Origin of the sequence: Mycobacterium sp. (assembly GCF_032161845.1) — a bacterium.
GTDB lineage: Bacteria > Actinomycetota > Actinomycetes > Mycobacteriales > Mycobacteriaceae > Mycobacterium.
On sequence record NZ_JAVRQA010000115.1, the window covers coordinates 1 to 6542 of the forward strand.

The window sequence follows — 6542 nt, forward strand, 5'->3', positions numbered from 1 at the left end:
TGTGACGGGTAGCACTTTCAGTCGCGACGAGCTGGTCGAGGCGTTCGCCGAATTCGAGGCCACGGTGGCCCGCGCCGCCGAGACGAGGAACTGGGATCCGTGGGTTGACCAGTACACCGACGACGTCACCTACGTCGAGCACGCGGCGGGAACGATGCGCGGCCGCGAGCAGGTGCGGCCGTGGATCTGGAACACGATGGAGAACTTCCCCGGCAGCTACATGACGTCGTTCCCGGCGCTGTGGACCGTCTACGACGAGGCGACCAACCGCGTGCTGTGCGAGCTCGACAACCCCATGCGCGACCCCGGCGACGGCACCATCGTCAGCGCCACCAACATCTCGATCGTCACCTACGCCGGCGACGGGAAGTGGTGCAGGCAGGAAGACGTCTACAACCCGTTGCGCTTCGTCGCGGCAACCGTGAAGTGGTGCAAGAAGGCAGAAGAGCTCGGCACGCTGCCCGACGTGGCGGCCGAGTGGATGAAGAAGTACGGAGGCGCGCGGTGACCGCTCTCGTCATCGGTGCCAACGGCTACCTCGGCTCGCACGTCACCCGGCAGTTGGTAGGCGATGGGCAGGACGTGCGCGTCATGGTGCGGGCCGGCGCCAACACCATCGGGATCGACGACCTGGACGTCACGCGCTTCGTCGGCGACATCTGGGACGACGCGGTCCTACGCGAGGCGATGACGGGCTGCGAGGTCGTCTACTACTGCGTCGTCGACACCCGCGGCTGGCTCAGGGACCCGGCCCCGCTGTTCCGCACGAATGTCGAGGGCACCCGAAACGTGCTCGAGGTCGCCTGCGAAGAAGAGGTTGCCGCCAGCCTCGAGCGCTTCGTCTTCACCAGCAGTTACGCCACGGTCGGACGTAAGCGTGGTCGCACGGCCACCGAGGACGACGTGATCGTCGATCGAGGCCTGACGTCGTACGTCCGGTCGCGCGTGCAAGCGGAGGCGCTCGTCATGGAGTACGCCCGCGACCGCGGCTTGCCCGCCGTCGCGATGTGCGTGTCGACGACCTACGGCGCAGGTGATTGGGGGCGCACCCCGCACGGCGCGATCATCGCGGGCGCCGCGTTCGGAAAGCTGCCGTTCGTGATGAGTGGCATCGAGCTGGAGGCCGTCGGAATCGACGATGCGGCAAGGGCTTTGATTCTGGCGGCCGAGAAGGGCCGCGTCGGTGAGCGCTATCTGATCTCGGAGAAGATGATCAGCAATGCCGAGGTCGTCCGCATCGCCGCCGAAGCCGCCGGGGTGCCTGCGCCCACGAAGTCCGTGCCACTGGCCATGGCGTGGGCGATGGCAGTGCTCGGCAGCGCCAAGGCGCGGCTGACGGGCACCGACGCGCAACTGTCGATCGGTTCGATGCGCTTGATGCGCGCCGAGGCGCCCGTCGACTCCGCCAAGGCGAGGCGTGAACTCGGTTGGCAGCCAAGGCCGGTGGAGGAGTCGATTCGCGCGGCCGCCAAGTTCTGGGTCGGCGTGCGGGCAGCCAAACGTGAGAGCAGGCAGACGGGCTGACCCGTTCGGCCTAACCTGGGAGCCGTGACCGACAAGATTCACGTCGACCTGTCCGGTGCGCCGCAGACGATGCTCGCGACGCTGCACGCCAAGGCGCTCGACGCCGACCGGCCCGATTCGATCCTGCACGACACGTGGGCCCGGGATGTCGTCCAACAACTCGACTACGACTGGTCGCAGACGTCGATGACGCCCCGCAACGCCCCGTCGGTCAGCATGCGTTCCGGGCACTTCGACCGGTGGACCCGGCAGTTTCTCGCGGTCCATCCGCGTGCCACCGTCGTGCACCTCGGCTGCGGACTGGACAGTCGATACCTCCGACTGGACCCCGGGCCCGACGTGGAGTGGTACGACGTCGACTATCCAGATGTCGCCGAACTGCGGACGAAGCTCCTCCCTGGGCGCGTGCACAACCACGTCGTGGCGGCCTCGGTCACCGATCCGGGCTACCTCGACGGCATCATCGACGACCGGCCGACGCTGATCCTCGGCGAGGGGCTGACGATGTACCTCAGGCGTGATGACGGAATTGCCTTGCTACGCCGCATGGTTGACCGATTCCCCTCCGGTGAGCTCCAGTTCGACGCCTTCAACGCACTCGGCATCAGATCGCAGTGGACCAACGCCGTGGTGCGTCGCGCCGGAGCAACCCTGCGGTGGGGCATCAACGGTCCCGAGGACATTCTCGACGAGGTTCCCGGAGCGCGGCTGCTGGCCTGGGAGCCGGTGTTCGAATCGGACGCGTTCGCGAACCTGCCCGGCGCCTATCGACTGTTGGCGGCCGTCATGAACCGGGTACCGAGCCTGCGCACGATGGCCCAGTTCCACCGCTACGCGTTCGGCCCGGCGAGCTAGGCCTCGAGTCTGTCGCGGACGGCGGCGATGCGTTGTTGCAGTTCGGCTTCGGTGATGATGCCGCGGACCATCAGCGAGTGCGCCAGCGAGACCAGTTGGTTCTCCGGGTAGGGGAGTTCGGAGTAGACGGTCGCCGACAAGACGTCCTCTTCGTCGCGCCGCTCTTTGAAGCTCGGTGCCGTGGTGTCACAAGCGGCGTGGTCGAGGGCGTCGCAGAGGCCGTCGAGGCTGGTCTTCCACGGCGGTACGGGGTTCTCCACGCCGTACTTCGCGGCCATCTTCGGCCACACCTGGTCGCGGTCGAGGATCTGCTTGAGGGACTCGCTGTCCACGGCCCGTGGGGTGGCCGGCTCGGGTGCACCGCTCACGTCACTTGCCCGTCGGGTGCATCGCGGCACGGGTGTCGGTGATGACGTTGGTGGTCACACCGGCCTTCGGCAGCGCAACACCGATCAGGCAATCGCGGGTGATGATCTCGATCAGCTGATCCTCCGACCAGCCATCGGTGCCCTCGGGGCGCATCGGCATGACCATGAAGCGGTGCTTCTGGTTGGAGTCCTGAACCCGCACCTCGATGTCGTCGCCGAGGTACAGCCCGAACTCCGCCAACACCTGGCGAGGCCAACGGACAAGTCGCCGACGGTAATTGGGCGTGCGATACCACTCCGGTGAGTTGCCGAGGATCGGTCGCGGATAGCAGGAGCAGAGGGCGCACACGATGACGTTGTGCACCGTTGGCGTGTCCGCAAGGATCTGAAACGCCGTGAAATCGCTGGGGGTGCCGAAACCGGTCGGCTCGAGCCAGTCCACGCCGACCTCCTTGCTGGCGGTCATCGGCTCGGTCAGGGCGAGCTCCTTGAAGTCGGGGTCGAGCCAGGCGCGGGCGACCAACCGTGCCGCCGGGGTGGGGCCGATCTGCTCGGCGAACTCGGTGAAGAGCCGGTGCTCGGCGGCGGTGAAGATGCCCTTCTCGATGCACAACTCGCGCAGCGCGATCTCGAGCACCTCGAAGTCGGTGATCTCGTCGACCATGGGCTTGACCGTCCGGTCGTGGTCGTGGTCGTGGTCGTGATCTGTCATGTCGGTCCGTTCATTGATCGTTGGATGACGGTGATCAGTTGGCGGCTTGGAGCCAGCGTTCGGGAATCTCGGTCCGAAGGCTGTCGGTGGCCGGACCGTTGAAGTCGTTCCACAGCTCGACCATGCTGAACTGGACCACGTAGAACCATTCCGGCTTCGCGTCGGGGATGTCCCAGGTCTCGTCCTCGGCGGCGGGGCTCTCGTAGGCGACGGCGGCGATCTCGCCCGCGGCGCCGCGCACGTACTCGGGCGTGCGCGTGTAGAAGAGCACCGGCAATTCCCGGACGACGACGGGATCGCCCACCTTGAACTTCGGCTCGCCCGCCTTGCCTGCATACACCTGCGGGTCGCCCTTGCCCTGCGCATGGACGATGTGACTGTTGCGCTTGACCGCAGACCCGTCGCCCTCGAACTTGGGCTTGGCTTCCAAGGTCTTGCCGGCGAGCCCGCCGGCATAACGCTCCTTGACCTCGGCCATCCGCTCGGTGAGTTCGGTGAGGCCGATGTAGTGCTTTTCGACGAGCACTCTCGCAACGGACAACAGCCAACGACCGTAGTACGGGAAACCCAGATACACGGCGCGCTGGACGTCGACGTTGCCGATCCGCCGCCGTTCTTCGGACAACCAGATGCCGCGCCAGGCAAGGACTTCACAGATCACATAGGTCATGTGCTCCCAGTACTCGTAGTCCTTGTTCTCGTACTTCATCGGAGCGTCGGGCTCGCCACCGACGTCGTGTACGGGTTTCATGTACGCGACGAATCGGGCGTGGTCGAGCATGTCTGGGGTGGGTGCGTCGGGCAGTTCGGGGTACGCCGACTTGAGCCGCGCGACGAGATCGAGTTGGGTGGCACGTTCCGCCGCGTTGCTCATTGGCGTCCTTCGCTGTCGGACTTGCTGACCACTCCGGGTGTGGTGCGAGTGAATTTCGAGGCTCGGACGGGCACCGAGCACTCTAAATTCGGTAGGCTAGCATCGGCGTCGGCCACCGGCAACGATTTCGCGAGATCGATTGGCTGACAAGCGAACCCGGTGGCTCATGAGGTCTGAATCCTGACGCCTAGTACTGGCTGATGGCGGTCACCGTCGTCGAAACCCGGTGCCCATGGCCACCGGCCATGGCCGTCCGCCCACACCAGCTGCACCGCGGTGATGTCGGGGCCCTCGATGGCGATCGCCATTCCCATGTGCGCATCGGGATGCTCCACCTGGACCAGTTCGAGACGGGCGTTCGCGGGCAAGGTGACCTGATTGCCCGGCACGGGTCGAAGGCCACTCGCCATCCGCTTGGCAAACGTGTTCAACAGCCAGAGAGCCCGATTGGTGGGCAGGCCGGTCACCAGGAGCTCGGGCAAGCCGCGATCGTGCAGTCCGATCGTGTAGGAGAAGGGCGTGCGGTCGCTTTCGACGTGTTGCACGGCCCATCCGTGCGCCAAGATCGTCTGGCGGATCAGCGCGAGGTAGTCGGCCAGTGTGTTGTGGGGGTGGTCGCATTGCCAGCACATGGAGTGTCTGCCCTTCTGTCGATTCTTGGCGCCAGCCTCTTCGGCGACCCCGACAACACCTCGGCCGCAATCCGTGGTGACGGGATCTATCCACAGTTGTGGGTTAATCCACAGGTGCCGCCGGGCGTATGGTCCGCGGCCCAGGAGAAGAACGCGTGGCACCGATTCCGTTGCGCGAAGCGAGGTTTTATGTCCTCTGAGGCAAGCCGATAGCTTCAAATTCATGGAGCGGAGTTTTCAGTCGGCCGAAGCTCTTTCGGCGGCGTTGCGTGCCGGTGAGGTGACATCGGTGCAGCTGACCGACGAAGCGATCGCCCGCATCGAGCGGGACGACGAGGTGATCAACTCGATCTGTGTGCCGGACTTCGATCGTGCGCGGATCGCTGCACGCCGTGCCGACCAGGCACGCGCCCGCGGCGAGGATCGACCGCTGCTCGGTATCCCGGTGACGGTCAAGGAGTCTTACAACATCGCCGGGCTACCCACGACATGGGGCGTGCCGTTGCACAGGAACTACCTGCCGGCCCGGGACGCAGTACAAGTAGCGCGGCTGAAGGCTGCTGGCGCGGTGGTGCTCGCCAAGACCAATGTGCCGTTCATGCTGCAGGATCTGCAGAGCTTCAACGAGATCTACGGCACCACCAACAACCCGTGGGATCACGGTCGCACGGCGGGTGGGTCTTCCGGTGGATCAGCGGCTGCCTTGGCATCCGGATTTGGCGCGTTGTCCATCGGCTCGGACATGGTCGGTTCGCTGCGGACCCCAGCACATTTCTGCGGCATCTACGCACACAAGCCCACATTCGGGCTGGTGGCGAACCGCGGTATGGTCCCGCCGCGCGCACCGGCATTGCCTGCCGACGGCGACCTGGCCGTCGTCGGTCCGATGGCGCGAACGGCCCGCGACCTCACGCTGCTGTTGGACGTGATGGCCGGCCCGGACCCATTGACACTAGGTGTGGCGTTCGACTTGGCTCTGCCGCCGGCGCGTCACGCGCAGCTCTGCGACTTCCGTGTCTTGGTCCTCGACGAGCACCCGCTGATTGCGACCGGGTCCGCTGTGCGGGTGGCCGTGAATCGGGTGGCCGACGCGCTGGTCGACGGCGGCGCGACAGTCGAACGGCACAGTCCGCTGCTACCTGATGTGACCGAAGCCGCCACGCTCTTCATAGAGCTGCTGACGTCGTTTGCCGCCGCGAGCTTTCCCGTGGAGAAGTATGAACAGCTGCGGACCGACGCCGCGGGGTTGGACACGCACGAGCGGGGATTCGATACGGCGTGGTTACGCGGCCCGGTGTTCAGCCACCGCCAGTGGATCGAAGCGAACAACCGTCGCGAACTTCACCGCCACCTCTGGCGCCAGCTCTTCACCCACTTCGACGCCGTGGTGTGCCCGATCACGCCCACTCCGGCGTTCCCCCACGACCACGAACCCAATCTGGCGGAACGGCACATCGACATCGACGGCGTCGAGTACCCATTCGTCGACCAATTCGTCTGGGCCGGCCTGGCGACCATGCCTGGCCTGCCCGCGACCGCCATACCAGCGGGCCGCTCACCCGAGGGCCTACCGGTAG

8 protein-coding genes are annotated in these 6542 nt (G+C 65.9%); 4 read left to right on the forward strand and 4 right to left on the reverse strand.

Going from position 1 to position 6542, the window contains the following annotated elements; genetic code table 11:
• The first annotated feature begins 1 nt into the window (after position 1).
• From QOD90_RS07270 to QOD90_RS07280, 3 genes are read left to right on the forward strand one after another with little or no spacing between them, the layout of a single operon-like run.
• The gene (locus tag QOD90_RS07270; RefSeq protein WP_526348129.1) at positions 2-508 is read left to right on the forward strand and encodes a nuclear transport factor 2 family protein; all 507 of its coding nucleotides are present in this window, start codon (positions 2-4) and stop codon (positions 506-508) included.
• The gene (locus QOD90_RS07275; protein ID WP_526348131.1) at positions 505-1524 is read left to right on the forward strand and encodes an NAD-dependent epimerase/dehydratase family protein; all 1020 of its coding nucleotides are present in this window, start codon (positions 505-507) and stop codon (positions 1522-1524) included. The genes QOD90_RS07270 and QOD90_RS07275 overlap by 4 nt, the downstream gene beginning before the upstream one ends.
• A gap of 24 nt (positions 1525-1548) precedes the next feature.
• Positions 1549-2379: a class I SAM-dependent methyltransferase gene (locus tag QOD90_RS07280; RefSeq protein ID WP_526348133.1), complete on the forward strand. Its 831-nt coding sequence runs from the start codon at positions 1549-1551 to the stop codon at positions 2377-2379.
• On the opposite strand, the gene QOD90_RS07285 is transcribed toward QOD90_RS07280, so the two are convergent.
• The 4 genes from QOD90_RS07285 to QOD90_RS07300 all read right to left on the reverse strand — a co-directional run bounded on the left by QOD90_RS07285 (position 2376) and on the right by QOD90_RS07300 (position 4965).
• Positions 2376-2747 carry a thiocyanate hydrolase gene (locus QOD90_RS07285; RefSeq protein ID WP_526348135.1) on the reverse strand — a complete coding sequence of 124 codons (372 nt, stop codon included), beginning with the start codon at positions 2745-2747 and terminating at the stop codon, positions 2376-2378. The two genes, QOD90_RS07280 and QOD90_RS07285, sit on opposite strands and share 4 nt — an antisense overlap.
• A 1-nt stretch (position 2748) precedes the next feature.
• Positions 2749-3459 carry a thiocyanate hydrolase subunit gamma gene (gene scnC, locus QOD90_RS07290; RefSeq protein WP_526348137.1) on the reverse strand — a complete coding sequence of 237 codons (711 nt, stop codon included), beginning with the start codon at positions 3457-3459 and terminating at the stop codon, positions 2749-2751.
• 34 nt (positions 3460-3493) lie between these two features.
• Positions 3494-4333: an SH3-like domain-containing protein gene (locus QOD90_RS07295; protein ID WP_526348139.1), complete on the reverse strand. Its 840-nt coding sequence runs from the start codon at positions 4331-4333 to the stop codon at positions 3494-3496.
• A 164-nt stretch (positions 4334-4497) separates the two neighbouring features.
• Complete coding sequence (locus QOD90_RS07300; RefSeq protein ID WP_526348141.1) at positions 4498-4965, reverse strand: DUF4262 domain-containing protein; 468 nt, start codon at positions 4963-4965, stop codon at positions 4498-4500.
• 223 nt (positions 4966-5188) lie between these two features.
• On the opposite strand from QOD90_RS07300, the gene QOD90_RS07305 reads away from it, so the two are divergent.
• On the forward strand, positions 5189-6542 hold a 1354-nt coding region (locus tag QOD90_RS07305), incomplete at its 3' end, for an amidase (RefSeq protein ID WP_526348143.1).